This window comes from Variovorax sp. LARHSF232, from assembly GCF_052871435.1.
In genome coordinates this window covers 868,138-894,283 of record NZ_JBIXJS010000001.1, presented here as the reverse complement: position 1 = coordinate 894,283, position 26,146 = coordinate 868,138, and the positions used below count along the sequence as shown (strand labels likewise).

The 26,146-nt window shown below is 68.3% G+C and carries 25 protein-coding genes; 19 read left to right on the top strand and 6 right to left on the bottom strand.

The window, feature by feature from the left end; translation table 11 throughout:
- Positions 1-71: 71 nt before the first annotated feature.
- From ACIPRI_RS04200 to ACIPRI_RS04125, 16 genes are all read left to right on the top strand, one after another.
- Positions 72-1,688, top strand: a complete 1,617-nt coding sequence (locus ACIPRI_RS04200; RefSeq protein ID WP_446588796.1) for an AMP-binding protein — start codon at positions 72-74, stop codon at positions 1,686-1,688.
- Positions 1,685-2,854, top strand: coding sequence for a thiolase family protein (locus tag ACIPRI_RS04195; RefSeq protein ID WP_446588794.1), 1,170 nt, complete (start codon positions 1,685-1,687; stop codon positions 2,852-2,854). The genes ACIPRI_RS04200 and ACIPRI_RS04195 overlap by 4 nt, the downstream gene beginning before the upstream one ends.
- Complete coding sequence (locus ACIPRI_RS04190; protein ID WP_446588792.1) at positions 2,851-4,104, top strand: SDR family NAD(P)-dependent oxidoreductase; 1,254 nt, start codon at positions 2,851-2,853, stop codon at positions 4,102-4,104. Before ACIPRI_RS04195 ends, ACIPRI_RS04190 begins: the two co-directional genes overlap by 4 nt.
- A gap of 16 nt (positions 4,105-4,120) precedes the next feature.
- Complete coding sequence (locus tag ACIPRI_RS04185) at positions 4,121-4,930, top strand: cyclase family protein (RefSeq protein ID WP_446588790.1); 810 nt, start codon at positions 4,121-4,123, stop codon at positions 4,928-4,930.
- A complete protein-coding gene (locus ACIPRI_RS04180; RefSeq protein ID WP_446588788.1) occupies positions 4,927-5,661 on the top strand; it encodes an SDR family NAD(P)-dependent oxidoreductase in 735 nt (244 codons plus the stop codon). The genes ACIPRI_RS04185 and ACIPRI_RS04180 overlap by 4 nt, the downstream gene beginning before the upstream one ends.
- An 89-nt stretch (positions 5,662-5,750) precedes the next feature.
- The gene (locus tag ACIPRI_RS04175) at positions 5,751-6,908 is read left to right on the top strand and encodes an ABC transporter substrate-binding protein (protein ID WP_446588786.1); all 1,158 of its coding nucleotides are present in this window, start codon (positions 5,751-5,753) and stop codon (positions 6,906-6,908) included.
- Positions 6,908-8,068: an ABC transporter substrate-binding protein gene (locus tag ACIPRI_RS04170; RefSeq protein ID WP_446588784.1), complete on the top strand. Its 1,161-nt coding sequence runs from the start codon at positions 6,908-6,910 to the stop codon at positions 8,066-8,068. Before ACIPRI_RS04175 ends, ACIPRI_RS04170 begins: the two co-directional genes overlap by 1 nt.
- A 12-nt stretch (positions 8,069-8,080) precedes the next feature.
- Positions 8,081-9,409, top strand: coding sequence for an aromatic ring-hydroxylating dioxygenase subunit alpha (locus tag ACIPRI_RS04165; RefSeq protein ID WP_446620376.1), 1,329 nt, complete (start codon positions 8,081-8,083; stop codon positions 9,407-9,409).
- Positions 9,406-9,909 (top strand): aromatic-ring-hydroxylating dioxygenase subunit beta, encoded by a 504-nt coding sequence (locus tag ACIPRI_RS04160; RefSeq protein WP_446588782.1) that lies wholly within the window; start codon positions 9,406-9,408, stop codon positions 9,907-9,909. The genes ACIPRI_RS04165 and ACIPRI_RS04160 overlap by 4 nt, the downstream gene beginning before the upstream one ends.
- A 43-nt stretch (positions 9,910-9,952) precedes the next feature.
- Positions 9,953-11,128 carry an ABC transporter substrate-binding protein gene (locus tag ACIPRI_RS04155; protein WP_446588780.1) on the top strand — a complete coding sequence of 392 codons (1,176 nt, stop codon included), beginning with the start codon at positions 9,953-9,955 and terminating at the stop codon, positions 11,126-11,128.
- Positions 11,129-11,288: 160 nt separating this feature from the next.
- Positions 11,289-12,344, top strand: a complete 1,056-nt coding sequence (locus ACIPRI_RS04150) for a branched-chain amino acid ABC transporter permease (protein WP_446588778.1) — start codon at positions 11,289-11,291, stop codon at positions 12,342-12,344.
- 62 nt (positions 12,345-12,406) lie between these two features.
- Positions 12,407-14,194, top strand: coding sequence for a branched-chain amino acid ABC transporter ATP-binding protein/permease (locus ACIPRI_RS04145; protein WP_446620375.1), 1,788 nt, complete (start codon positions 12,407-12,409; stop codon positions 14,192-14,194).
- A complete protein-coding gene (locus ACIPRI_RS04140) occupies positions 14,191-14,925 on the top strand; it encodes an ABC transporter ATP-binding protein (protein WP_446588776.1) in 735 nt (244 codons plus the stop codon). The genes ACIPRI_RS04145 and ACIPRI_RS04140 overlap by 4 nt, the downstream gene beginning before the upstream one ends.
- Entirely contained in the window at positions 14,912-16,546 is a 1,635-nt protein-coding gene (locus tag ACIPRI_RS04135; protein WP_446588774.1) for an ATP-dependent acyl-CoA ligase, read from the top strand. The genes ACIPRI_RS04140 and ACIPRI_RS04135 overlap by 14 nt, the downstream gene beginning before the upstream one ends.
- 4 nt (positions 16,547-16,550) lie before the next feature.
- Complete coding sequence (locus tag ACIPRI_RS04130) at positions 16,551-17,342, top strand: SDR family NAD(P)-dependent oxidoreductase (protein WP_446588772.1); 792 nt, start codon at positions 16,551-16,553, stop codon at positions 17,340-17,342.
- Positions 17,339-17,800, top strand: a complete 462-nt coding sequence (locus tag ACIPRI_RS04125; RefSeq protein WP_446588770.1) for an acyl-CoA thioesterase — start codon at positions 17,339-17,341, stop codon at positions 17,798-17,800. The genes ACIPRI_RS04130 and ACIPRI_RS04125 overlap by 4 nt, the downstream gene beginning before the upstream one ends.
- Here ACIPRI_RS04125 and ACIPRI_RS04120 read toward each other — a convergent pair.
- From ACIPRI_RS04120 to ACIPRI_RS04095, 6 genes are all read right to left on the bottom strand, one after another.
- Positions 17,769-18,506, bottom strand: a complete 738-nt coding sequence (locus ACIPRI_RS04120; protein WP_446588768.1) for a glutathione S-transferase — start codon at positions 18,504-18,506, stop codon at positions 17,769-17,771. The two genes, ACIPRI_RS04125 and ACIPRI_RS04120, sit on opposite strands and share 32 nt — an antisense overlap.
- An 80-nt stretch (positions 18,507-18,586) precedes the next feature.
- Positions 18,587-18,811 carry a hypothetical protein gene (locus tag ACIPRI_RS04115; RefSeq protein ID WP_446588766.1) on the bottom strand — a complete coding sequence of 75 codons (225 nt, stop codon included), beginning with the start codon at positions 18,809-18,811 and terminating at the stop codon, positions 18,587-18,589.
- Between the two features lie 101 nt (positions 18,812-18,912).
- The gene (locus ACIPRI_RS04110) at positions 18,913-19,725 is read right to left on the bottom strand and encodes a PPK2 family polyphosphate kinase (RefSeq protein WP_446588764.1); all 813 of its coding nucleotides are present in this window, start codon (positions 19,723-19,725) and stop codon (positions 18,913-18,915) included.
- An 80-nt stretch (positions 19,726-19,805) separates the two neighbouring features.
- Positions 19,806-20,240 (bottom strand): RNA-binding S4 domain-containing protein, encoded by a 435-nt coding sequence (locus ACIPRI_RS04105; protein WP_446588762.1) that lies wholly within the window; start codon positions 20,238-20,240, stop codon positions 19,806-19,808.
- Positions 20,241-20,245: 5 nt separating this feature from the next.
- Positions 20,246-21,652 (bottom strand): sensor histidine kinase, encoded by a 1,407-nt coding sequence (locus tag ACIPRI_RS04100; protein WP_446588760.1) that lies wholly within the window; start codon positions 21,650-21,652, stop codon positions 20,246-20,248.
- 19 nt (positions 21,653-21,671) lie between these two features.
- On the bottom strand, positions 21,672-22,370 hold the full coding sequence (locus ACIPRI_RS04095; RefSeq protein WP_446588758.1) for a response regulator transcription factor: 699 nt from the start codon (positions 22,368-22,370) through the stop codon (positions 21,672-21,674).
- Positions 22,371-22,492: 122 nt separating this feature from the next.
- Between ACIPRI_RS04095 and ACIPRI_RS04090 the strand changes: the two genes are divergently transcribed.
- From ACIPRI_RS04090 to ACIPRI_RS04080, 3 genes are all read left to right on the top strand, one after another.
- Positions 22,493-23,452: a Bug family tripartite tricarboxylate transporter substrate binding protein gene (locus ACIPRI_RS04090; RefSeq protein WP_446588756.1), complete on the top strand. Its 960-nt coding sequence runs from the start codon at positions 22,493-22,495 to the stop codon at positions 23,450-23,452.
- Positions 23,453-23,553: 101 nt separating this feature from the next.
- Positions 23,554-24,108 (top strand): tripartite tricarboxylate transporter TctB family protein, encoded by a 555-nt coding sequence (locus ACIPRI_RS04085; RefSeq protein WP_446588754.1) that lies wholly within the window; start codon positions 23,554-23,556, stop codon positions 24,106-24,108.
- A 33-nt stretch (positions 24,109-24,141) separates the two neighbouring features.
- Positions 24,142-25,656, top strand: a complete 1,515-nt coding sequence (locus tag ACIPRI_RS04080) for a tripartite tricarboxylate transporter permease (RefSeq protein ID WP_446588752.1) — start codon at positions 24,142-24,144, stop codon at positions 25,654-25,656.
- The last annotated feature ends 490 nt before the right edge of the window (positions 25,657-26,146 follow it).

Sequence of the window (26,146 nt, the reverse complement as noted above, 5' to 3'; positions counted from 1 at the left end):
GGGCGCCTTGCATCCAGCCCCAATGCGGGCCAACGCGATCTCCGTAAGTAGTGTGAACAGGCCCTAACGCGATGATGAACACCGTCCACGATGTCTTTGCCGCCACCGCCGCGCGCACGCCAGAGGCCGAGTTTCTGTTCACCGAATCGGTGACGGCGCAGGCCTATGGCATAGCGCCGGGTGCGATCCGCTGGGGCGAGGCCGCCGCCGAGGTGACGCGACTGCGGCAGGCCTATGCGCAAGCCGGCTGGGGCCACGGCCACCGCGTCGGCCTCTTGCTGGAGAACCGGCCGGCCTTCCTGCTGCATTGGCTGGCGCTCAATGCGTTGGGCGTGAGCGTGGTGCCGATCAATGCCGAGATGCGCTCGGCCGAACTGAGCTACCTCATCGGCCACAGCGAGATCGGCCTGGCCGTGACGTTGCCCGAGCGCGCCGAGGACCTACGCGCCGCGGCCGAGCAGGCGAGGGTGCGCTTTGCCACCATGGCCACCGGCGATCCGGTGCCCACGGCGCCGAACGCGCCGCCGCGGGCCGGAGAATCCATCGGCGAAGGCACCGAGTGCGCACTGCTCTACACCTCCGGCACCACCGGCCGGCCCAAGGGCTGCATGCTGGACAACGCCTACTTCCTGCGTGCGGGCCAGTGGTATGCGTCGCTCGACGGCGTGTGCAGCATCCGGCCCGATGCCGAACGCGTCATCACCCCGCTGCCGCTCAACCACATGAACGCGATGGCCTTCTCCACCATGGTGGTGCTGGTGGCCGGCGGCTGCCTGGTGCAGCTGGACCGCTTCCATCCCAGGAGCTGGCTGCAAAGCGCACGTGAAAGCGGCGCCACCGTCGCTCACTACCTGGGCGTGATGCCGGCCATGCTGCTGTCGGCCGCGCCGTCGCCGGCCGACCGCGACCACGCCATCCGCTGGGGCTTCGGCGCCGGGGTGGACCGCAAGAACCACGCGCCTTTCGAGGAGCGCTTCGCCTTTCCGTTGGTCGAGGCCTGGGCCATGACCGAGACGGGGGCCGGCGCCTGCATCATGGCCAACCGCGAGCCGCGGCTGGTCGGCAGCAGCTGCTTCGGTCGCCGGCCCGATTTCCTGGACATGAAGCTGGTCGACGAGGAAGGCCGCGACGTGCCGCCCGATACGCCCGGCGAACTGCTGGTGCGTGCCAAGGGCGACGATCCGCGCCGTCACTTCTTCGCCGGCTACCTCAAGGACGACCAGGCGACGCGCGAGGCCTGGGCCGACGGCTGGTTCCACACCGGCGACCTGGTCCGACGCGACACGGAAGGCAACCTCTTCTTCGTCGACCGCAAGAAGAACGTGATCCGCCGCAGCGGCGAGAACATCTCGGCCGTCGAGGTGGAGAGTGTGCTCAACCAGCATCCCGCGGTGAAGGCCTCGGCGGTGGCGGCCACGCCCGATGCGGTGCGCGGCGACGAGGTGCTGGCCTGCGTCGTGCTGCGCGAGGGCATGGCCTCTTCCGACAACCTGGCCGCGGGCATCGTCCGGCATGCGCTGGATCAACTGGCCTACTACAAGGCGCCGGGATACGTGGCTTTTGTCGATGCGCTGCCGCTCACGCCCTCGCAGAAGATCCAGCGCGGCCAACTGCGCGACCTGGCACGAACACTTCCCGGGCAGCCGAATTGCATCGACACCCGGGCGATGAAGAAGAGGCAAGTATGAGCCGCCGCATGTCCTATGAGGGAGTGGCCGTCACCGTGCCGGTGACGGTGCCCTATGTGCGCTACTCGACCCACACGGCCCACTGGTTCATCGGCCAGGCGGTGGATGCGCTGGTCAAGGCCAGCGGCATCGCCAAGGAGGGCATCGATGCCCTGTGCCTGTCGAGCTTCTCGCTGGTGCCCGACACGGCGGTGGGCGTGACGCAGCACCTGGGCCTGTCGCCACGCTGGCTGGACCATGTGCCCACGGGTGGTGCTTCAGGCGTGATGTGCCTGCGCCGCGCCGCGCGGGCGGTGCAGGCGGGCGACGCCGATGTCGTGGCCTGCGTCGCGGCCGACACCAACCATGTCGACTCCTTCCGCCAGACCCTGGGCGCCTTCAGCAACTTCGCGCGCGACGCCAGCTATCCCTACGGCTCGGGCGGGCCCAACTCCATCTTCGCCTTCATCACGGCCAACTACATGCGCAGCTACGGCGCGACGCGCGAAGACTTCGGCCGCATCGCGGTGGACCAGCGCAGCAACGCGCTGGCCAACCCCAACGCCTTGTTCAAGAAGCCGCTCACGCTCGATGAATACATGGCGGCGCGGCCGATCTCCGACCCGATCCACCTGTTCGACTGCGTCATGCCATGCGCCGGCGCCGAGGCTTTTCTGGTGATGAGTGAAGCGCGGGCGCGGGACCTTGGCTTGCCGCATGTGCTGATCCGCGGTGCCATTGAGCGCCACAACGCCTTTGCCGAAGACCCGGTGATGGTGCGGGGCGGCTGGCGCATGGACCGCGCCGATCTCTACGCCCAGGCCGGCGTGCAGCCTGACGCGCTGGATTTCATCCAGACCTACGACGACTACCCGGTGATCGTGATGATGCAGTTCGAGGACCTGGGCTTTTGCGAAAAGGGCGAGGGCCCGGCCTTCGTGCGCGAGCACGGCATGACCTTCAAGGGCAGCTTTCCCAACAACACCAGCGGCGGGCAGTTGTCGGTGGGCCAGGCCGGTGCCGCCGGCGGCTTCCTGGGCATGACCGAAGCCATTCGCCAGCTGACGGACCAGGCAGGCGCCCGCGCCGTCGCCGATGCGCAACTGGGCCTGGTCGCCGGCTTCGGCATGGTGACCTACGACCGCTGCCTGTGCACTGGCGCGGTGATCTTGGGGAAATCCGAATGACCATGCCCTTGATGCGCCCCGAGCGCAAGAACCCCGTTTTGCGCACCCGGCAGATGAACCTGCCGCCCTGGCAGCGCGGCCGGGTGGCACTGGGCATCACCGCGGCGGCGGCGGAAGGCCGTTTCGAGCTACAGGTGTGCGATGACTGCGGGACCGTGCAGTACCCGCCGCGCGAGGCTTGCCACAAGTGCCTGTCGGCGGCGTTGCGCTGGCGCGCGCAGTCGGGCGAGGGCGCGCTGATTTCCAGCACCACCCTGCATCACAGCAACGACCTCTTCTTCCGCGAGCGCCTGCCCTGGCGCCTGGGCCTGGTGCACCTGGATGCCGGCCCGACCGTGGTGGTGCACCTGCACGGCGAGGTGGGCGATGCGCCGACCCGCGTGCGCGTGGGCGCCCGGCTCGACCGCGCCGGACAGGCGGTATTGATTGGATTTCCGAACGAAGGGAGCCCCCACATGGCCGACGACAAGATGCTGCGTGAAATGACCAGCGATCCCAAGTTCCGCAAGGTCCTGGTCACCGACGGCAAGACCCCCGTCGGCCAGGCCCTGGTGCGCGCCCTGGTGCAGGCCGGCGCCGACATCGTCTGGGTCGGCCATGCCGAGCCCTGGAAGAAGCTGGGCGGTCTGGACGACATCAGCGCGCTGCCGCAGGTCACGCTGGTGCCGCTGGACCTGACCAACGGCCGCCAGGTGAGCGAGCTGGCCGGCGAGATCGGCGGCAAGGTCGACATCGTGATCAACAACGCCGAAGTGCATCGCAGCTTCGGCATCGCCGCGCGGCGCGGCACCGATGTGGCCAAGGCCGAGATGGACATCAACTACTTCGGCCTCTTGCGGCTGGCGCAGGAGTTCGGGCCGGCGCTCAAGGGGCGATCGGCCGATGGCGAGACGGGCGCGACCGCGTGGGTGAACTTGCTCTCGGTCTACGCGCTGTCCAACTTCCCGCCGCACGGCACCTTCAGCGCCTCCAAGGCGGCGGCCTACTCGCTGGCGCAATGCCTGCGCGCCGAGATGCGGCCGGCCGGCATCCGTGTGTTGAACGTGTTCCCGGGGCCGATCGACGACGAATGGAACCAGCACCTGCCGCCGCCGAAGCTGGCGCCGTCGGCACTGGCCAGCGCCATCGTGAAGGCGCTGCGCGACGGCGTGGAAGACATCTATCCCGGCGACGTGGCGCAGGAATGGCTGGAGCGCTGGCGCGACAACCCCAAGGTGCTGGAACGCGAACTCGCCGCGGGCGGTAGCTGAACGAAGGATCGAAGCAATGACGACAAGCACACTCGCATCCGCCGCCGAACTGCTGGGCGGCCTGGTCAGCGCGATGGCCAGCGGCCGCATCCGCGTGGTCGACCTCACGCAAACGCTGACGCCCGAGTTCCCGCAGATCGCGTTGCCGCCCGAGATGGGCCAGTGCTGGCCCTTCCGCATCGAGGAGGTGTCCAAGTACGACGAGCGCGGGCCCGGCTGGTACTGGAACAATTTTTCCTGCGGCGAGCACACCGGCACGCACTTCGACGCGCCCATCCACTGGATCTCGGGCCGCGACCTGCCCAACAACTCGGTCGACACCATTCCGGTGCAGCACTTCGTGGCGCCGGCCTGCGTGATCGACTGCTCCGAGCAGGTCAAGAGCAACCACGACTACCTCCTGCGCGTGGAAGACATCGAGCAATTCGAAGCCGCGCACGGCCGCATCCCGGCGGGCGCCTGGGTGCTGATGCGCACCGACTGGTCCAAGCGGCAGGACCCGGAGGCGTACCAGAACTTCGACGAGACCGGCCAGCACACGCCCGGTCCGAGCACTGAGGCGGTGCGCTTCCTGGTGGAGCAGCGCGACGTGCTGGGCTTCGGCTCCGAAGCCATCGGCACCGACGCTGGCCAGGGCTACCACTTGCGCCCGCCATACCCCTGCCACTACTACATGCATGGGGCAGGGCGCTACGGCCTGCAGTGCCTCGGTAACCTCGACCAGCTGCCGCCCACCGGCGCGGTGCTGATCTGCCCGCCGCTGAAGATCCAGAAGGGCAGCGGCAGCCCCTTGCGCGTGCTGGCGCTGGTGGAGGGCGGACGATGACCATCCCCAGCCAACTCGTTGCCATCGTCACCGGCGGCAGCGCCGGCATCGGCAAGGTCATCTGCGAAGACCTGCTGGCCAAGGGCTACGAGGTGATCTCGCTGGCCCGCCGTGGCAGCGAGATCGACCACCCCAGGATGCACGACGTCGAGGTCGACCTGATGGACCGCGCGGCCACCGCCCAGGCCATCCATGACACGGTGGCGCGCTTCGAGGTGAACACGGTGGTGCACAACGCCGGCGTGATCCGCCCGGCGCTCGTGGCCGACGTGAAACTGGAAGACCTCGACGCCCTGGTCGAACTGCACCTGGCCTGTGCCATCCGCCTGGTGCAGGCCACGCTGCCGGCCATGCGGGCGCAGCGCTTCGGCCGCATCGTGCTGATGTCCTCGCGCGCGGCGGTGGGCGCGGCCACACGCACCAGCTACTCGGCCACCAAGGCCGGCATGCTCGCCATGGCGCGCACCTGGGCGCTGGAGCTGGCGAGCGAGGGCATCACGGTCAACGTGGTGGCGCCGGGGCCGATCCGCACCGACATGTTCTACGACGTGGTGCAGGAGGGCAGCGAGCGCGAACGGCTGCTCGTCAATTCGATTCCGGTCAATCGCCTTGGCGAATCGGCGGACGTGGCGCGCGCCGTGGGCTTCTTCGCCGACCCCGCCAACAGCTTCGTCACCGGCCAGGTGCTGTACGTCTGCGGCGGCACCAGCGTCGGCAGCCTCGTTGTCTAGGGTTTCCCTGCTCGCGAAATCGTGAGCACGATATATGCTTTACCACTGAACATTTGATAAATCATTGTTTACATCACCTGAGGAACGTCATGAAAGTCTCTGCCCGTCTTTGCATGCGCACCGGCCTGGCCTTGGCCGCAAGCGCGCTGGCCGTTGCCCAGGCCCTCGCCGCCGACCTCAAGGTCGGCTTCATCACCTCGATGTCGGGGCCGGTGTCTTCGCTGGGCATCCCGTATGACAAGGGCATCAAGGCGGGCATGGCCTACAAGTCCGAAGTGGCGGGCCACAAGATCACCATGGTGTCGCTGGACGATGCGTCCGACCCGTCGACGGCCGCGCGCAACGCCCGCAAGCTGATCGAGGAAGACAAGGTCGACGTCATCATCGGCACGGCCGGCTCGCCCGGCGCGCTGGCCATTGCCGCAGTGGCGCGCGAAACCAAGACGCCGCTCATCTCCATCGCCAACGCGAACCTGCCGGGCGAGGAGGGCGCGTGGATGGTGACGCTGCCGCAGCCGGCGCCGCTGATGGTGAGCGCGGTGGTCGAGCGCATGAAGGCCTCGGGTGTGAAGACGGTGGGCTACATCGGCTTCTCCGACGCCTGGGGCGACCTGGTGTACGACGCGCTGCAAAAGAGCGCTGGCCCGGCCGGCATCAAGGTGGTGAGCAACGAGCGCTATGCACGCGCCGACAGCTCGGTGGCCGGCCAGGTGCTGAAGATCGTGGCGCTCAAGCCCGACGCGGTGATCACCGGCACCTCGGGCACGCCCGGCGCCTTGCCTTACCTGGCGCTGGCCGAGCGCGGCTACAAGGGCCAGATCTATGGCACGCATGCCCTCATCAACCCCGATTTCGTGCGTGTCGGCGGCGCTTCGGTCGACGGCCTGCTGGCGCCCACCGGCCCGGTGATCGTGGCCGAGCAGCTGCCCGATTCGAATCCGATGCGCAAGGTGGCGATGGCGTTTCGCACCGCCTACCAGAAGGCCAACGGCGCCGCGCCCACCGATGCCTTCTCGGCCTATTCCTTCGACGGCTGGCTCCTGATGCTGGACGCCGCCTCGCGCACCAAGGGCGAGCCCGGCACGCCGGCCTACCGCGTCGCGCTGCGCGATTCGATTGTCTCGACCAAGGAGCTGGTGGGCACACACAGCGTCTACAACTTCAAGCCCGACAACCGCTACGGCTCCGACGAGCGCTCGCGCGTGATCGTCAAGCTCGACAAGGGCCAATGGAAACTGGTGAATTGATGATGAGCAACAAGAACAAGATTGCCAAGGGCTTCGCCCTGGCCGCCGTCGCGCTGGCCGCGGCACAAAGCTTCGCTGCCGACCTCAAGATCGGCTTCATCAGCTCGCTCTCGGGCCCGGTGGCTGCGCTGGGCATTCCCTACGAGAAAGGCATCCGCGCCGCCATCGCCGAGCATCCGCAGATCGCCGGGCGCAAGGTCGAGCTGATCGTGCTGGATGACGCCTCTGATCCGACCACCGCCGGCCGCAACGCGCGCAAGCTGGTGGTCGACGACAAGGTCGACGTGCTGATCGGCACCTCCGGCGTGCCCGGCGCCATGGCCATCGCGGCGGTGGCGCGCGAGACCGGCACGCCGCTGATCTCGCCCACGCCGGTGGTCATGCCGGGCGGCGCGGACACCTGGACCGTCACCGTCTCGCAGCCCTTCCCGCTGATGGTGGCGGCGGTGGTCGACAAGATGAAGAAGGCCGGCGTGAAGACGGTGGCCTTCATCGGCTTTTCCGACGCGCTGGGCGACCTGGCCTACGACTCGCTGGTCAAGAGCGCCGAGCCGGCCGGCATCAAGGTGGTGGCGAACGAGCGCTACGCGCGCTCGGATTCGTCGGTCGCCGGCCAGGTGCTGAAGATCGTGGCGCAGCGCCCCGACGCGGTGTTTGCCGGCAACTCCGGCACGCCCGGCGCGCTGCCCTACCTGGGACTCAGCGAGCGCGGCTACAAGGGCCAGATCTACGGCACGCACGGCCTGATCAACGCCGACTTCGTGCGCGTCGGCGGCGCTGCCATCGACGGCCTGCAGGTGCCCAGCGGCCCGGTGCTGGTGGCCGACCAGCTGCCCGACGCCAACCCGATCAAGAAGGTCTCGCTGGCCTTCCGGGCCAGCTATCAGAAAAGCAATGGCGCGCTGCCCACCGACGCCTTTTCCTCCTACACCTACGACGCCTACCTGCTGCTGCGCGACGCCGCTACGCGGGCCAAGGGCGAGCCCGGCACGCCTGCCTACCGCACACAGCTGCGCGACGCCATCATGTCGACCAAGGAGCTCGTGGGCACGCACGGCGTCTACAACTTCAAGCCCGACAACCGCTACGGCTCGGACGAGCGCGCGGTGGTCATCGTCCGTATGGAAAAAGGCCAGTGGAAGCTGGCGCCCGCGCCCTGACGCACTGAACGGCTGGCCATGTACCGCGACCATCCCGACCGCATCCGCGCCCTGGTGCAGGAGGACCGCGTGCATCGCGACCTGTACCTCAGCGAAGAGCTGTTCGTGCTGGAGCAGGAGCACTTCTTCGCCAACACCTGGACCTACCTGGGCCATGCCAGCCAGGTGCCCAATGCCGGTGACTACCTGGCGCAGGACATCGCAGGCCGGCCGCTGCTGATGGTGCGCCAGGCCGATGGCGGCATCAAGGTTCTGTTCAATCGCTGCGCCCACAAGGGCACGCAGCTGGTGAGCGACCGCTGCGGCAACACCGGCAAGTTCTTCCGCTGCCCCTATCACGCCTGGACCTACAAGCTGGACGGCTCGCCGCTGGCCATTCCGATCAAGAGCGGCTACGAAGGCACCCGCTTGAAGGACTGCGAATCGGGGCAGGGCATGACGGCGCTCACCCACGTCGCCGTGTACCGCGACTTCGTCTTCGTGCGCCTGGCCGATCGCGGCCCGGCCTTCGAGGACTATTTCGGCGAAGCCCTTGCCGCCATCGACAACCTGGTGGACCGCTCGCCCGAAGGCAAGCTGACCCTGGCCGGCGGCGCCATGCGCAACATCATCCATTGCAACTGGAAGATGTACCTGGAGAACATCAACGACACGGTGCATCCGCTGTCCACGCACGAGTCGGCCACCCGCGCCGCCAATGCGCTGTGGGAGGGCCATGCGCCCGATGAGCCCAAGCCGATGGCGATGGAGCAGATCCTGCCCTTCGGCGCTGGCTACGAGTTCTTCGACCAGATGGGCGGCCGCGTGCTGCCGCATGGGCACAGCGTGCTGGGCACCCGCTTCAGCATCCATTCCAACTATGCGCGCCTGGCCGACTATGAAGAGGCCATGCGCGCCGCCCATGGCGAAACGCGCGCCAGCGAGATCCTGCAGCGCTCGCCGCAGAACGCGGTGCTCTTTCCCAGCCTGTCGGTCAAGGGCTCGCCGCTGGCCATCCGCGTGATCCGGCCGCTGGCGGCCAACCGCACCTTGGTCGAGGCCTGGGCCTTTCGCGCGGCCGGCGCGCCCGATCTTCTGTTCGAGCGTGCGCTGGGCTACAACCGCCTGGTGTTCTCGCCCATGTCGGTGGTGGCGCATGACGACGTGCACCTGTTCGAGAGCATCCAAAAGGGCCTCGCCGCCGCTGGCAACGAGTGGGTGAGCCTGCACCGCGGCCACCGCCCCGGCGAGTTCGACGACGCGCCGGCGCAGGACACCAATGGCACCAACGAGCTGCTGATGCGCAACCAGTTCCGGGCCTGGGCCGAGTTCATGACGCTGCGCATGGGAGCCGCCGCATGAAAGACCGGTCCAGCGATCCCCTACTAAGCGAAACCGCGCTGTGCGACTTCGTCGCGCGCGAGGCCGCGCTGCTCGACGAAGGCCAGTTCGACGACTGGCTGGCGTTGTTCACTGAAGACGGCCACTACTGGGTGCCGCTCCTGGGACGCTTTCAGCAGGACGCGCAGGCGCACAACTCCATCGCCTCCGAGGACGTGCTGCTGCTCAAGCTGCGCGTCGAGCGCCTGAAGGATCCGCGCGCGCATTCGCAGCACCCGCCCAGCCGCTGCCAGCACGTGCTGCAGATCTCGCGGGTGGAAGACGTCGACCTCGAGGCCGGCAGCGCCGTGCTGCGCACGCCCTTCCTGTACATCGAGGCGCGCGGCGAACAGCAGCTGATGCTGGCCGGCAGCTATCGCCACGTGCTGGTGCGCACGCCCGAGGGCCTGCGCATGCGGCAAAAGCGCGTCGACCTGCTGGGCGCCGAGCGCGCGCTGCCGGCGGTGCAACTGTTCATCTGATCGATCGTCCCCACCGAAATCCCAACCATCGAGGAGTCCTGCGATGAAGAGCTTGATGATGATGAAGAAGACCGTGGCGCGCTGCGCGGTCGCCACGGCCCCCATGGTTGCGCTGGCCGCCTTCGCTTCCAGTGCGCTGGCGGCCGACCTGAAGGTGGGGCTGAGCGTCTCGCTCTCGGGCCCCAACTCCTCGCTGGGCGTGCCCTATTCCAAGGGCATGCAGGCGGCCCAAAGCTACAAGGGCGAGATCAACGGGCGAAAGGTGCAGCTGGTGGTGCTCGACGACGGCAGCGACCCGACCACCGCCGGCCGCAATGCCCGCAAGCTGATCGAGGAAGAGAAGGTCGACATCATCATGGGCACCTCCGGCGTGCCGGCAGCCATCGCCATGGCGCAGGTGGCCAAGGAAACGAAGACGCCGATGATCGGCCTCACGCCCATCGCGCTCGATCCGGCCGACAACCCCTGGGTGGTGACGGTGGCGCAGCCCACGCAGCTGATGATCGATGCGGTGGTGGAGCGCATGAAGCGCAACAACGTCAAGACGGTGGGCTACATCGGCTTTTCCGATGCCTGGGGTGACCTGGTCTACAACGCCATGATGAAGGCCGCGCCCAAGGCCGGCATCACGGTGGTGAGCAACGAGCGCTATGCGCGCGCCGACGCCTCGGTCACCGGCCAGGTGCTGAAGATCGTGGCGCTCAAGCCAGACGCCGTGATGACCGGCGGCGCCGGCACGCCGGGGGCGCTGCCTTTCCTGGCGCTGCAGGAGCGCGGCTTCAAGGGCGGCATCTACGGCCAGCACGGCCTCATCAACCCGGACTTCGTGCGCGTGGTCAGCGCGGCCGGGCAGGGCGCGCTGATGCCCACCGGGCCGGTGATCGTGGCCGAGCAGCTGCCGGCGGACAACCCGACAAAGAAGATCGGCCAGGACTTCCGCGCCATCTTCCAGAAAGTCAACGGCACGCCCACCACCGACGCCTTCTCGGCCTATTCCTTCGATGGCTGGATGGTGTTTGCCGACGCCGCGGCGCGCGCCAAGGGCGAGCCGGGCACGCCGGAGTTCCGCGTCTCGCTGCGCGACGCCATCTTCAGCACCAAGGAGGTGGTGGGCACGCACGGCGTCTACAGCTTCAAGCCCGGCGATCTGCATGGCGTGGACGAACGCGCCCGCGTGATCGTCAGGCTCGAGAACGGCCAGTGGAAGCTGGCCCCCTGAAATGACGCCCCCCGGCTTTTCACTTCGCTTCGCTGCGTGTAATTCGCCACCCCCCGAGGGGGCGACCCCACCTGGGGCCCGGCAAAGCCGGTTCCCCGGTGCGGGGCTGGCTCGGGCACGCAATGGTTGAAATCCGAGAAATTCGGGAAGGATGCTTGATATGACATGGGACGTGGCACTCATCCTGGGCATCGACGGCCTGGCGAACGGTGCCGTTTATCTGCTCGCCGGCCTTGGCCTGGTGCTCATCTTTTCGGTCACGCGGGTGGTGTTCGTGCCCTTTGGCGACGTGGCGGCCTTTGCCGCGCTGACGCTGGCGGCCTTCGAGACCAACCGCATGCCGCCCACCATCGGCCTGGTGCTGACGCTGGCCTTGCTGGCCATGCTGACCGAGATCGGCTCGCTGCTGCGGCGCGGCGAGCATGCGCAGATCCCCAAGGCCATCGCCCTGTGGGGCCTGGCGCCCGCCGTGCCCTGCCTGCTGGCCTGGCTGGCGGCGCACTTCGCGGCGCCGGCCGCGCTGCAGATCATCGCCAGCGTGCTGCTGGTGGCGCCGATCGCGCCGCTGCTGGCGCGCGTGGTCTACCAGCCCATTGCCGACGCCTCGGTGCTGGTGCTCTTGATCGTCTCACTGGCGCTGCACTTCCTGCTGTCGGGCCTGGGCCTCTTGTTCTTCGGCCCCGAGGGCTCGCGTACCGCGCCGCTGGCCAGCGGCACCCTGGCGCTGGGCGACGGCTTCACCGTGAGCGGCCAGGTGATGCTGATGGTGGCCTCGGCCATCGTGCTGAGCGCCATGTTCTTCCTGGTGTTCGAGCGCACGGTGGCCGGCAAGGCGTTGCGCGCCACGGCGGTGAACCGGGTGGGCGCGCGCCTGGTGGGCATCCGCCCGGCGCGCACCGCGATGCTGGCCTATGGCTGCGCCTCGCTGCTGGCCGGCCTGATCGGCGTGCTGATCGCGCCGGTGACCACCATGTACTACGACTCGGGCTTCATCATCGGCCTGAAGGCCTTCGTGGCGGCGATCATCGGCGGGCTGGTGAGCTATCCCATGACAGCCATTGGCGCCATCGCGGTCGGCCTGGTGGAGAGCTTCGCCTCCTTCTGGAGCGGTGCGCTGAAGGACGTGATCGTGTTCAGCCTCCTGATCCCGGTGCTGATGCTGCGCTCCTTCCTCACGCCGCAGGCGGACGAGGACGAAGAGGAGGTGGACCAATGAGCGCCATTCCAGACACCGGCACCGTCCCCGCAAAAGAACCGGGAGGCCTGGGAGGAACCAAGATGAACCGCACCTCGCGATTTCGCCTGCTGATCGCGCTGCTGGTCGCCGCGATCGCCCTCGCGCCGCTGGTGCTGGGCAACTTCAGCGTCTCGCTGCTCAACGACATCGGCATCGGCGCCCTGGTGGCCCTGGGCCTGGTGCTGCTGACGGGCGTGGGCGGCGCCACCTCCTTCGGGCAGGCCGCCTTTGTCGGCATCGCCGCCTATTCCACGGCCTGGCTCACCACCGCACACGGCCTCTCGCCCTGGCTGGGCCTGGCCTTCGCGCTGGCGCTCACGGGTCTTTCGGCGCTGGCCATCGGCATGCTGACCCTGCGGCTGGGCGGGCACTTCCTGCCCTTGTCCACCATTGCCTGGGGCCTGTCGATCGCCATGCTGTTCGGCAACGTGGATGCGCTGGGGCGCCACACCGGCCTGTCGAACATTCCGCCGCTGCATGTCGCCGGCTTCTCGCTGGCCGATCCGCGGGCCATCTACTACCTGATCTGGACGATCGTGGGCCTGGCCTTCCTGTTCAGCTACAACCTGATGGCCTCGCGCCCCGGGCGCGCCATCCGCAGCCTGCGCGGCGGCGCCATCCTGCTGGCCAGCGTGGGCGCCGATGCCTACAGGGTACGGCTCTCGCTGTTCGTGCTGGCTGCGCTGCTGGCGGGCCTGGCGGGCTGGCTGTATGCGCACATGAACCGCTTCGTGAGCCCGGCGCCCTTCGATGTGCGCGCCAGCATCGAGTACCTCTTGATGGCGGTGGCTGGCGGCCTGGGGCAACTGGCGGGTGCGCTGGTCGGCTCGGCCCTGGTGCTGGTGGCGAAGAACGGGCTGCAGGATGTGCTGCCGCTCATCACGCAGCGCGCCGGCCAATTGGAGGCGATCACCTTTGCCGCGCTGTTCATCCTGCTGCTGCACTTCGCGCGCGGCGGCCTGATGGGCTTTTTGCGGCGGCTGACCCGGGGCCGCTTCCAGGCGCCGCAGTCGATCGACAAGCTGGCCGAGCCGGCGGCGCCGCTGGCGCACCGCCAGCTGCCGCAGCGCGGCACGCGCATCCTGTCGGTGCAGGGCGCCGTCAAGCGTTTCGGCGGCCTGGTGGCGGTGAACGACGTGAGCTTCGACGTCGATGCCGGCGAGATCGTCGGCCTGATCGGTCCCAACGGAGCCGGCAAGTCGACCATGTTCAACCTGCTGACCTGCACCCTGCCGATGAGCGCGGGCACGGTGCGCTTCCTGGAACGCGACATCGCCGGCATGCCGCAGCGCGAGGTGGCGCGCCTCGGGCTTGCGCGCACCTTCCAGCACGTGAAGCTGCGTCCGCACATGAGCTTGCTGGACAACGTGGCCCTGGGCGCCCATTCGCGCACCCGCTCGGGCGTGCTCAAGGCGGGCCTCAGGCTGGACCGCGAGGAAGAGCGACAGATCCTGCACGCGGCCAAGCGCCAGCTGGACCGCATCGGCCTGGGCGAGCGCGCGCACGAGCTGGCCGGCAGCCTGCCGCTGGGCACGCAGCGCATCCTGGAGATTGCGCGCGCGCTGGCGGCCGATCCGGTGCTGCTGGTGCTGGACGAACCCGCCGCCGGCCTGCGCCGCAAGGAAAAGATGGCGCTGGGCGAACTCCTGCGCAAGCTGCGCGAGGAAGGGGTGACGATCCTGATCGTCGAACACGACATGGACTTCGTGATGAAACTGGTGGACCGCCTGGTGGTGATGAACTTCGGCTCCAAGCTGGTCGAGGGCGCGGCGTCGGCGGTGCGCGCCGACGAGCGGGTGCAGGCCGCCTATCTGGGGAGCGTGGCATGAGCAGTCTTATGTTGGAGATCAAGGACCTGCACGTTTCGTACGGCCAGGTCGACGCGGTGCGCGGCATCTCGCTCTCGCTCAATGCTGGCCAGATCATCTCGGTGATCGGCCCCAACGGCGCCGGCAAGACCACCTTGCTGGCGGCGGCCATGGGCCTGCTGCCGTCCAAGGGCCTGCTGCGCTTCGAGGGCGAGGACCTGCACGGCATGGATGTGGAAGCGCGGGTGGAGCGGGGCCTGTGCCTGGTGCCGGAAAAGCGCGAGCTGTTCGGCGAGCTCACCGTGCTCGACAACCTGCAACTTGGCGCCTATGCCAGGCGCATGTCCGGCGATGCGCTGCGCAAGCGCCTGAACTGGGTCTACGAGCGCTTTCCGCGCCTGGCCGAGCGTCGTTCGCAGCGCGCCAACACCCTGTCGGGCGGCGAGCGGCAGATGCTGGCGGTGGGCCGGGCCTTGATGTCGCAGCCGCGCCTCTTGATGCTGGACGAGCCCAGCCTGGGCCTGGCGCCGCTGATCGTGCGCGACATCCTCACCATCGTGCGCAAGCTGCGCGACGAGGGCGTCTCCATCCTGCTGGTGGAGCAGAACGCGCGCGCCGCACTGGAAAGCTCCGACGAAGGCTACGTGCTGGAAACCGGCGAGATCGCGCTGCACGGCGCCTCGCAGGCGCTGGCCAGCGACCCGCGCGTGCAGGCCACCTATCTGGGCGGCGCCACGCATGACGACGACTGAAGAAGAAGCCGCCGGCTACGACGTGCTGCCGGCCGCCGAGCGCACCCTGCCGGCCATGCTGCGGCGCCAGGCCGCGATCCACGGCGATCGGCCCGCGCTGACCATCGGCGCTGCTCGCTGGCGCCATGCACAGGCAGCCGACACCGTGGCGCGCCGCGCAGGCGCCCTGCAGCGCGCCGGCGTCAGGCAGGGCGACCGGGTCGCGCTGATGTGCGGCAACCGCATCGAATGCCTGGAGACTTTCCTGGCCTGTGGCTGGATCGGCGCCGTGGCGGTGCCGCTCAACACCGCATCGATGGGGCCGCAGATCCAGTACTTCCTGGGCAACAGCGGCGCGCGGCTGCTGGTGATCGAGGATGCCTTTCTCGAACGTCTGCAGACCGCCGAGCTGTCGCAATGCGCGCTGGCCGCGATCTGGGTGGTGGGCGACAGCAGCGCGGCTGCCGCAGCGGCGGGCAGCGTGCCTTGCCAGGCCTATCCCGAGGCGGATCTGCCGGCCGCCGATGCGGCGCCGGTTCAGCCCGGCGACCCGCTGGCCATCCTCTACACCTCCGGCACCACCGGCCCTTCGAAGGGCGTGCTGTGCCCGCACGCGCAGTTCTACTGGTGGGGCGTCAACAGCGCGCGCATCCTCGGCGTCGCGAGTGGCGACGTGCTGTGCACCACCTTGCCGCTGTTCCACATCAACGCCCTCAATACCTATGCGCAGGCCGCGCTGACCGGCGCCGAGGTCGTGTACATGCCGCGCTTCTCCGCCTCCGGCTTCTGGCCCGCCATGCAGGCTTGCGGCGCCACGGTGGTCTACCTGCTGGGCGCGATGGTGCCGATCCTGCTCGCGCAACCCGAAGGTGCGTCGGAGCGGGCGCATCGCGTGCGCCTGGGCCTGGGCCCCGGCGTGCCGGCGCATGCCAGCGATGCCTTTCGTGCGCGCACCGGCGTGCAGTTGCTCGAGGGCTACGGCTCGACCGAGACCAACTTCGTCATCGCCACCCACCCGAACTCGCCGCGGGGCGGCGTGATGGGCTGGCTCCAGCCCGGCTTCGAAGCGCGCGTGGCCGACGCGGCCGACGCCGAACTGCCCGACGGCGAAGCCGGCGAGCTGCTGCTGCGCGCCAGCCAGCCCCACGCCTTTGCCAGCGGCTACTTCAACATGCCGGACAAGACGGTGGAAGCCTGGCGCAACCTGTGGTTGCACACTGGCGATCGGGTGGTGCGCGAGGCCGATGGCGCCTTTCGTTTCATCGACCGCATGAAGGACGCCATCCGCCGGCGCGGCGAGAACATCTCGTCCTACGAGGTGGAGCAGGTGCTCTTGAGTCATCCGGCGGTGGCCACGGCCGCGGTGTATCCGGTGCAATCCGAGCTGGCGGAGGACGAGGTGATGGCCTCGCTGATCGCCCGGCCCGGCACGCAGATCGACCCGGAGGCGCTGGCGCGCTACTGCGAATCGCGCCTGCCGTACTTCGCCATTCCGCGCTACATGGATGTGGTCGAAGACCTGCCGCGCACGGAAAACGGCAAGATCCAGAAATACAAGCTGCGCGAACGCGGCATTACGCCCAGCGCCTGGGACCGCATGCCGGCGGCCACGCAGGCCGGCCGGCGCGCGGCCAGAGGATGACTGAATGACGACGACTGATGAACTGAAGAAGCCCCTCGAGGGCCGCCACGCCCTGATCACCGGCGCCGCCCGCGGCATCGGTGCGGAAATTGCCCGCGCCCTGGCCTCCGAAGGCGCCAGGCTGAGCCTGCTGGGCCGACGGCGCGACGCCCTGCAGCAACTGGCCGATACCTTGCCGGGCACCGGCCATGCGGTGGTCGTCGCCGACGTTGCAGATGCCGAATCGGTCACGGCCGCCTTCGCGCAGGCCCGCGCGGCGCTGGGCCCCATCGCCATCCTGGTGAACAACGCCGGCCAGGCCGAGAGCGCGCCCTTTCACAAGACCTCGCTCGCGCTATGGCAACGCATGCTCGGCGTCAACCTCACCGGGAGCTTTCTGTGCGCGCAGGCCGCGCTGCCGGACATGCTGCAGGCCGGTTGGGGCCGCATCGTGAACATCGCCAGCACGGCCGGGCAAAAGGGCTACCCCTACGTCAGCGCCTACGTGGCGGCCAAGCATGGCGTGGTCGGCCTCACCCGCGCGCTGGCGCTGGAGGTGGCCAGAAAGGGCGTGACCGTCAACGCGGTGTGCCCGGGCTACACCGACACCGACATCCTGCAGGACAGCATCGCCAACGTGGTGGCCAAGACCGGCCGCAGCGCAGAAGAAGCACTGGCCGAGTTCTCGGCCGGCAACCCACAGCAGCGTGTGGTGCAGCCGGCCGAGGTGGCCGACGCGGTGCGCTGGCTGTGCGGCGCGGCGGCGGCGTCCATCAACGGCCAGTCGATCTCGGTGTCGGGCGGGGAGGTGATGTGAGCGCGCAGGAAGCGAACGGCGCCAGCTTCTCGCGCGAGCGGCTGATCCGCTTTTCCGACTGCGACCCGGCCGGCATCGTCTTTTATCCGCAGTACTTCGTGATGTTCAATGGCCTGGTGGAAGACTGGGTGGACGAGGGCCTGGGCATCGGCTTTCGCCGGCTGGTGATCGAGCGCGGCGTCGGCTTGCCCACGGTGCGGCTGGAGGCGGATTTTCGCGCCGTCAGCCAGATGGGCGACCGGGTCGTGCTGTCGCTGGCAGTGGAACGGCTGGGCAGCCGCTCCATCACCTTGAACGCACGCTGCACCGGCGCGCAGGACGGCGAGCTGCGCATGCAGATGCGGCAGGTGCTGGTCAGCACTTCGCTGCAAAGCCATCAGGCGGTCGAGGTGCCGGCGGACATGCGCGCGGCCATCGAGCGGCGTTTTACTCGCCGTCCAGTTCCGGATAACGCCTGAAGATTCCGTCCTCGTTGAAGCCGATGCGCCGCGGGCTGTGCAGGTAGTCCCGGATGCGCTGGCGGCGCCGCACGTTGTCGTGCAGCTTGACCACCGCCGGCGTGTCGGCCAGCGCACGTGCGGCGGACTTGGGAAAGGCATGGCGCAGGCCTTCGACCAACTGGAACAGCGAGAGATCGGCATAGCTCAGGCGCTCGCCCACCAGATGCGTGTCGCCCGCCGGGTTGCGTTGCAGCACCTCTTCGAACCAGCCCAGGTACTTGGGAACGCGATGCTCGCGGAAGTCCTTGGCGCGCAGCAGGGCGGTGTCCTTCTGGTCCTCGTAGTAGAGCAGGACCGAGATCGGGTGATGCGTGTCATGCGCTTCCGCGACAGCATCCGCGATGGTCAGCTGCAGCTGGTGGGCCCACAGGGCCTCGCGCTCGTTGCGCCCGGCCAAGTCCAGGCGCGGCCCCAGATAAAGCAGGATGGCGGCGGTCTGGCCGATGACGATGTCGCCGTGCACCAGGAAGGGCGGGGCGAAGGAGGGCGTGGGGTTGGCCGGGTCGCGCAGCCGGCGGATCAGTGCCGCCTCGCCGCCGCCGTCGTGAGAGGGCGCATCGCGCGCCACGTCCAGATAGGGGGTGCCGGTCGCTTCCAGCGCCAGCCGCACGAATTCGCCGCGGCCTTGGATGCCGGGCCAGTAATGAAGCTCGTAGTCCGCCATTCGCTCTTCTTCTTTTCCATGTGGGGGTGGAGAGCGCGGACCTTACAACCTTGCACGACGGGGCCCGTGGGGCCCAAGCCTCAGGCCGAGGGGCTGCGCAGCTGGTACAGGCCGGTCTTGCGCCCGTTGATGCGCTGCAGGATGCCGTAGCCGTCGGCCAGGGCTTCGGCATAACTGGCGCAGGCCCGCGGTGCCCGCTCGAGGGTTTCGTAGTGGCCGTCGCACTGGACGTCCTCGTGAATCACCCAAAAATAGCGGCCGTCTTGGGGCCGCTCCACGGTCAGACCCATGCGTCGAATGGACATGTGTGAACTCCGGAGCGTCGTTGAATACTTTGGTTATAGATTCATGATGCTCCAAAAAGAAGGTAAAAGTTCACATTCATTGTGACCTTGTTACCCGGCGCTCAAGTGACGACCAGCCCCTCGAGCGCCGGATCGGCCGGCGGCAGCTGCAGCTTCATGTCCTTCAGGCTGCGCACGAGGAGCTGGGCGATCATCAGGTTGCGATGCGTTTTGCTGTTGGCCGGAATCACGTGCCAGGGCGCATGCTCGGTCGAGGTGGCCGCCAGCGCCTTTTCATAGGCGGTCTGGTAGGCGTCCCACTTGAGGCGCACCGCCAGGTCGCCGCGCGAGAACTTCCATTGCTTGCCGGGCGTGTCGATGCGCTCCTGCAGGCGGGTGCGCTGCTCTTCGCTGCTGATGTGCAGCATGCACTTGATGACGGTGGTTCCGGTCTCCACCAGCAGGCGTTCGAAGTCGTTGATCTGCCGATAGCGGCGCTGGGTTTCCTTCTTGTCGATCAGTTCCTCGACCACGGGCACCAGCACGTCCTCGTAGTGGCTGCGGTTCCAGATCATCAGCTGGCCGCTGCCCGGCACCACCGCGTGGCAGCGCCAAAGGAAGTCGTGCGCGCGCTCCAGCTCGCTGGGCACCTTGAACGGAATCACCCGCACGCCCAGCGGCGACGTGCGCGAGAACACCCAGCGGATGGTGCCGTCCTTGCCGCTGGTGTCCATGCCTTGCAGCACCAGCAGCACCTTGCGCCGTCCTTCAGCATGCAGGCGGTTCTGCAGCTTGTCGAGCTCGATCGCGAGTTCGGTCAGCTGTTCGCGCTGCTGGTCCTCGCTGCCCTGCGCGAAGGGGATGTCGCCGGGGTCGATCTTGGAGAGCTTGAACTTGCCGTTGCTGCTGACGCGGTAGGGTTTGAAGCTGGCCATCTTCTTGTTGCACCTTCTTGTTGCACCTTCTTGTTGGAAGGATGGAGGCTAGGGCTTGTTTCTTGATCGATCAAGCCGATTCAATCCGAGTCGTCCTCATCGTCCACACTGGCGCTCCAGCGCGAACCCCACCCGCCCGAAGCGTGATCATCCAGCTGCCGGCGCTGCCGCTTGGTCGGGCGCCCCTGCTCGATCGCCAGCGCCGGCTCGCTGCCCCCAAGCCGCCGTTGCTCGCGCGCCGCCGCCTGTGCTGCCAGGCTCTCGGCGGTTTCCTCGTACAGCTGTTGCGCGACCGGCGCCGGCCCGCGCTGGCCGCTGAGGCCACGCACGAGCACGGTTCTTTCCACCGCGCCCTGGCGCAACGTCACCGTGTCGCCGGCCTTCACTTCGCGCGAGGCCTTGGCCACGTCGCCGTTGACCTGCACCCGGTGCTTGCCGATCTCGTCGGCCGCCAGCGAGCGGGTCTTGTAGAAGCGCGCGGCCCACAGCCACTTGTCGATGCGCAGTCTTTCCATGAGGGCTATTGTTCTCCTTCCAGCGGCAGGCGTGCGGTGGCATCCAGGCCGCCGGCGGGGCGATTGTCCAAGGTCAGCGTGCCGCCTAGCGCCATCACGATCTCCTTGCAGATCGCGAGGCCCAGCCCGGAGCCCTTGGCAACGTCGCCAGCCGCAAAAGGTGCAAAAAGTCGTTGGCGCAACTCGCCCGAAATGCCGGGGCCGTCGTCGCGCACGGTCAGCACCGCCATGCCGCCCTGCGTGCGCAGGTCGATGGCCAGCTGGCCGCCGTGGGGGCTGTGCTTGATCGCGTTGTGAATCAGGTTGCGCGCCAGCTCGCCCAGCATCCACTGGTGCGCATGCACGGGCGCCGCCTCGGTGTCGATGCCGACGTCCAGCGCCTTGTCCGCCATCAGCGGCGACAAATCGAGCGCAATGCCGCGCAGCACCTGGGCGAAGTCGAGCGTGACCGATTCGGGCCGCTGGCGCAGCTGCTCCACCTTGGCCAGCGACAGCATCTGGTTGGCCAGCAAGGTGGCGCGGTCCACCGTGGCGTTGATCTCCGTCAGCGCCTGCTCGGCCGGCACGTCGCCGCGCCGCGCCGATTGCACCTGGGCCTTGAGCACCGCCAGCGGCGTGCGCAACTGGTGGGCGCTGTCGCGCACGAAGCGCTTCTGGTGGTCCAGGAGGCCTTGCAGCCGGCCCATCACCGCGGTGGTGGCGTCGATCAGCGGGCGCAGCTCGCGCGGCGCATCCGGTGCGTCGATGGGCGACAGGTCGTCGGCTTCGCGCGCCTCGATCGCCTGGCCCAGCTCGCGCACCGGCCGGGTGGCGCGCTGCACCACCATCACCGTGACGCCGGCCACCACCCCCATCAGCAGCAGTTGGCGCCACAGCATGTCGATGAGCAGCTTGCGCGCCAGCGTCTCGCGCAGCTCCAGCGTCTCGGCGACCTGCACCACGGCCATGCCGCGGCCGTTGGCGCTGGCCACCGGCTGCAGCAGCACGGCGATGCGCACCGGCTGCTCGCGGAAGTCGCCGTCGTAGAAGTCGACCAGCGCGGCGTAGGGCGGGCGCTGCGGGATCTGGCCGCGCCAGGGCGCCAGCTCGTCGAAGCCGGAGATCAGCGTGCCGTCCAGGGTCGAGACGCGGTAGTACATGCGGCTTTGCGTGTCGGCCTCGAAGGCCTCCATCGCCGCATAGGGCACGGTGGCGCGCAGTTGCGCGGCCTCGTCGAAGCCCACCACGTCGAGTTGCTCGCCGATGGTCTTGGCCGAGGCCAGCAGGGTGCGGTCGTAGGCGATGGTGGCGGCCACCAGGCTCTGGCGGTACAGGCTCACGCTGTTGATGACGATGAACAGGGCAATCGGACCCAGGATGCCGATCAGCAGCGTGCGCCGAAGGCTGGCATTGCCCGGCTTGGTCATCGGCATCGTCGTCTTCGGCTGCAAGCTAACTTTCTTTGTCTTGTTCTTCTTCGCGCAGCAGGTAGCCCAGGCCGCGCAAGGTCATCAGCGCCGCGCCGGTGCCGGCCAGCTTCTTGCGAAGGCGGTAGACCACCACTTCCACGGCTTCGTACTGCACATCGGATTCGCCCGGAAAGACCAGCTCGAACAGCCGCTCCTTGGTCACTGCGTGGCCGGGCTTGGCCATCAGCGCCTTCAACAGGGCAGATTCCCGCGGCGTCAGGTCCAGCACGTCGCCGCGGTGGTAGATGGCGCCGCTGGCCGGGTCGGCGCGCAGGCCGCCCACTTCCGGCAGGCCGATGGGGGCGGCTTCGGCGTCGGACTTCTGATGGCGGCGGCGCAGCGCGCGGATGCGCGCTTCCAACTCGTCCAGGTCGAAGGGCTTGGGCAGGTAGTCGTCGGCGCCGGCATTCAGGCCCACGATGCGGTCGCCCACGGTGCCGCGCGCGGTGAGCAGCAGCACCGGCGTGGTCAATCCGGCGGCGCGCGCCTGGCTGAGCACCTGCAGGCCATCGAGGTTGGGCAGGCTCAGGTCCAGCGCCACCACGTCGGGCTGCAGCGCGCGCCATTGCTCCAGCGCCTGCGCGCCGTCGCCGCACACGCGCACGTCGATCATGCGGCGGCCCAGCGTGCGCTGCAGGGTGGTTTGCATGGCCTTGTCGTCTTCGACGAGCAGCAGCTTCATGGTGGTGGTGTTCGGTGTTTTCCCCAGTCCGCCAGACAGCCAATTGACAGCCGGGGCGCGCATGATAGCCACGTTCATCGAGCTTCGATGACATCAGATTGCTTCCAAGAACAGGAGACCTCATGCGTCGCGATACCTTTCTGAAGTCCCTGGCGGCTCTTGCAGCCACCGGTGCGCTCCCGCTGTCGGCCTGGGCCGGCGCCAACATCAAGATGATGATCCCCGCCAATCCGGGCGGTGGCTGGGACACCACCGGCCGTGCGCTGGGCAAGGCCTTGTCCGAAACGAAAATGACCGACTCGGTCAGCTACGAGAACAAGGGCGGCGCCGCCGGCGCGCTGGGCCTGGCGCAGTTCGTCAACGGTTCCAAGGGTGACCCGAATGCACTGATGGTGATGGGCGCCGTGATGGTGGGCGGCATCATCACCGGCAAGCCGCCGGTGAGCCTCACGCAGGCCACGCCGATCGCGCGCCTGACCAGCGAATACAACGTCTTCGTGCTGCCGGCCAACTCGCCCTTCAAGACCATGAAGGACGTGGTCGAGCAGCTCAAGAAGGACCCGGGCAGCGTCAAGTGGGGCGGCGGTTCGCGCGGCTCCACCGAACACATCGCCGCGGCCATGATCGCGCGCGAAGTCGGCGCCGATCCGGCCAAGATCAACTACGTGGCCTTCCGCGGAGGCGGCGAGGCCACTGCAGCCATCCTGGGCGGCAACGTCACGGTGGGCGGCTCGGGCTACAGCGAATTCGCCGAGTACATCAAGACCGGCAAGATGAGGGCCATCGCCGTCACCTCCGCCACGCGTCTGCCCGGCATCGATGTGCCCACGCTGAAAGAGCAGGGCATCAATGTCGAGATCGGCAACTGGCGCGGCGTGTACGGCGCGCCCGGCATCAGCGCCGAGCAGCGCAAGGCGCTTACCGACCTGGTGCTGGCCGCGCTCAAGACCCCGGCCTGGAACGAGGCCATGAAGAAGAACGACTGGACGCCGGCCGTCCTGTCAGGCGATGCGTTCGCCAAGTTCGTCGATGACGAATTCGCCAGCTTGCGCGCGACCATGGTCAAGTCCGGCATGGTCTAAGGGGCCCGCCGGGCGGCGCAATTCATCAGGCACGTCCGGTCGGCGTGCTTTTTTTTCGTAGCAAACATAGACAGACAACAACACACAAGGGGTGTGACACCATGACTGCAACGCAAGCACATGAGCCGTCGCCGGATCCAGGCGCGCCGTCTTCCCGGGCCCGGTGGCCGCAGATGCTGGTGGGCCTGGGCGTGCTGCTGATCGGTGCAGCGCTGGCCTGGGGCGCCATCGACATTTCTTCCCAGGCGGGCTACGGCGGCGTCGGCCCCAACTTCCTGCCCTGGCTGGTGTCGGGCACGCTCATGATCTGCGGGCTGTGGATCTTGTGGGAAGTACGCACCGGTGGCTTTCGCCAGCTCGATGAACCCACCGGCTCGACGCACGGCTACTGGTCGGGCTTCGTCTGGGTCTCGGCCGGCCTGCTGCTCAATGCGGCGCTGATCACCATCATCGGCTTCGTGCTGAGCTGCACCCTGTGCTACCTGCTGGCGGTGCAGGGCCTGCGCCGCGCCGGCGGCCAGGCGGGCGCGAACCAGCCGCGCACCTGGCTCACCGACACCTTCACCGGCCTGGTGATTTCCGCGCCGGTGTACTGGATGTTCACCAAGTTCCTGGCCATCAACCTGCCGGGCCTCACCGGCACCGGCTGGCTCTGAGCGGCCGCCAAGAGAAAAAGGGAAGACCCAACCATGGACATCCTCAACGCGCTCTTGCAGGGCTTCGCGGCGGCGGTGACGCCGGCCAATCTGATCTGGTGCCTGGTGGGCTGCGCCCTGGGCACGGCGGTGGGCGTGCTGCCCGGCATCGGCCCGGCGGTGGCGGTGGCGATGCTGCTGCCCATCACCGCCAAGGTCGACGTGACGGCCTCGATGATCTTCTTCTCGGGCATCTATTACGGCGCGATGTACGGCGGCTCGACCACCTCGATCCTGCTGAACACGCCCGGCGAGACGGCCACCATGGTGACGGCCATGGAAGGCAACAAGATGGCCAAGAGCGGCCGCGCCGGCGCGGCGCTGGCCAGCGCGGCCATCGGCTCCTTCGTGGCCGGCACCATCGCCACGGTGATCGTCACCCTGTTCGCGCCCTACGTGGCGGAGTTCGCGGTCAGGCTCGGCCCGCCCGAGTACTTCCTCCTGATGCTGCTGGCCTTCACCACGGTGAGCGCGGTGCTGGGCAAGAGCACCCTGCGCGGCATGACGGCGCTGTTCGGCGGCCTGGCCATCGGCTGCGTGGGCCTGGACCAGATCTCGGGCCAGGGCCGCTACACCGGCGGCATGCCCGAACTGCTGGACGGCATCGAGATCGTGCTGGTGGCGGTGGGCCTGTTCGCGGTGGCCGAAGTGCTTTATGCCGTGCTGTACGAAGGCAAGACTGCGGAGAGCGAGAACAGGCTCAGCCGCGTGCACATGACCCGGCGCGACTGGCGTCGTTCGATCCCGGCCTGGCTGCGCGGCACCGCCATCGGCCTGCCTTTTGGCTGCATTCCGGCCGGCGGCACCGAGATCCCGACCTTCCTGAGCTATGCCACCGAGAAGAAGGCGGCCAAGGACCCGGAGATCAGGGCCGAGTTCGGCACCAAGGGCGCGATCGAAGGCGTGGCCGGCCCCGAGGCGGCCAACAACGCCTCGGTGACGGCGGCGCTGATTCCGCTGTTGACCCTGGGCATTCCCACCTCGAACACCACGGCCATCCTGCTGGGCGCGTTCCAGAACTACGGCATCCAGCCGGGGCCGCAGCTGTTCACCACCTCGGCCGCGCTGGTGTGGGCGCTGATCGCCTCGCTCTACATCGGCAACGTGATGCTGCTGGTGCTGAACCTGCCGATGGTGGGCCTGTGGGTGAAGTTGCTGAAGATCCCCAAGCCGCAGCTCTACGCCGGCATCCTGATCTTCGCCACGGTGGGTGCCTACGGCATGCGCCAGAGCGCCTTCGATTTGTACCTGCTGTACGGCATCGGCGTGCTGGGCGTGCTGATGCGCCGCTTCGACTTCCCGACGGCACCGGTGGTGGTGGGCATGATCCTCGGCCCCTTGGCCGAAGCGCAGCTGCGCAACGCCATGTCGATCGGCGAGGGCAGCGCGGCGGTGTTCTTCCAGCGGCCGATGTCGATCGTGCTGATCGCCATCATCGTCGGCGTGCTGGTGCTGCCGCGCTTGGCGAAGAGGCTGGGGGCGAGGAAGGCTTTGCAGCTGGCTGCTTGAGTTTTTTGCGTTCGCGGGTTGTCGGTTGTGAGTTGCCGGGCGCGTCGGCGGGCGGTGTGTGCCGGAGGCCTTCGCTGTGTCGGCCCTTCGGGCTGCCCTGCAGTGCTCGCGCCTCGTGGGGTCCGCGCAAACTCGCTCCACTCAAACAGTGCGCGGCCCTTTTTCCGCGAGTCGCTGCGCGCTTCGGCGACACAGAGGCGGCCCCCGGCACACACCGCCCGCCGACGTGACAAGTTGGGGTTGAACGCCCCCCAAACGGTCGCGGCAAGCGCGGCCGTTGATCACCCCCCGGAGCCCGGCATGCGCTGCCCGCTGGCGGCCGCCTCTGGGCCGCCGAGCAGCGCAGTGGGCCCGGCCCGCACGCGTGCCGAAGGACACGCGTGCTTCAACATCTAGCTTGCGGCAGCTGTTTGAACGGAGCGAGCGCAGCTCGCGCAGTGAGTTCTGCCGCGGGGCTGGGCTCGCGAGCAGCGCAGGGCAGTCGCGAAGC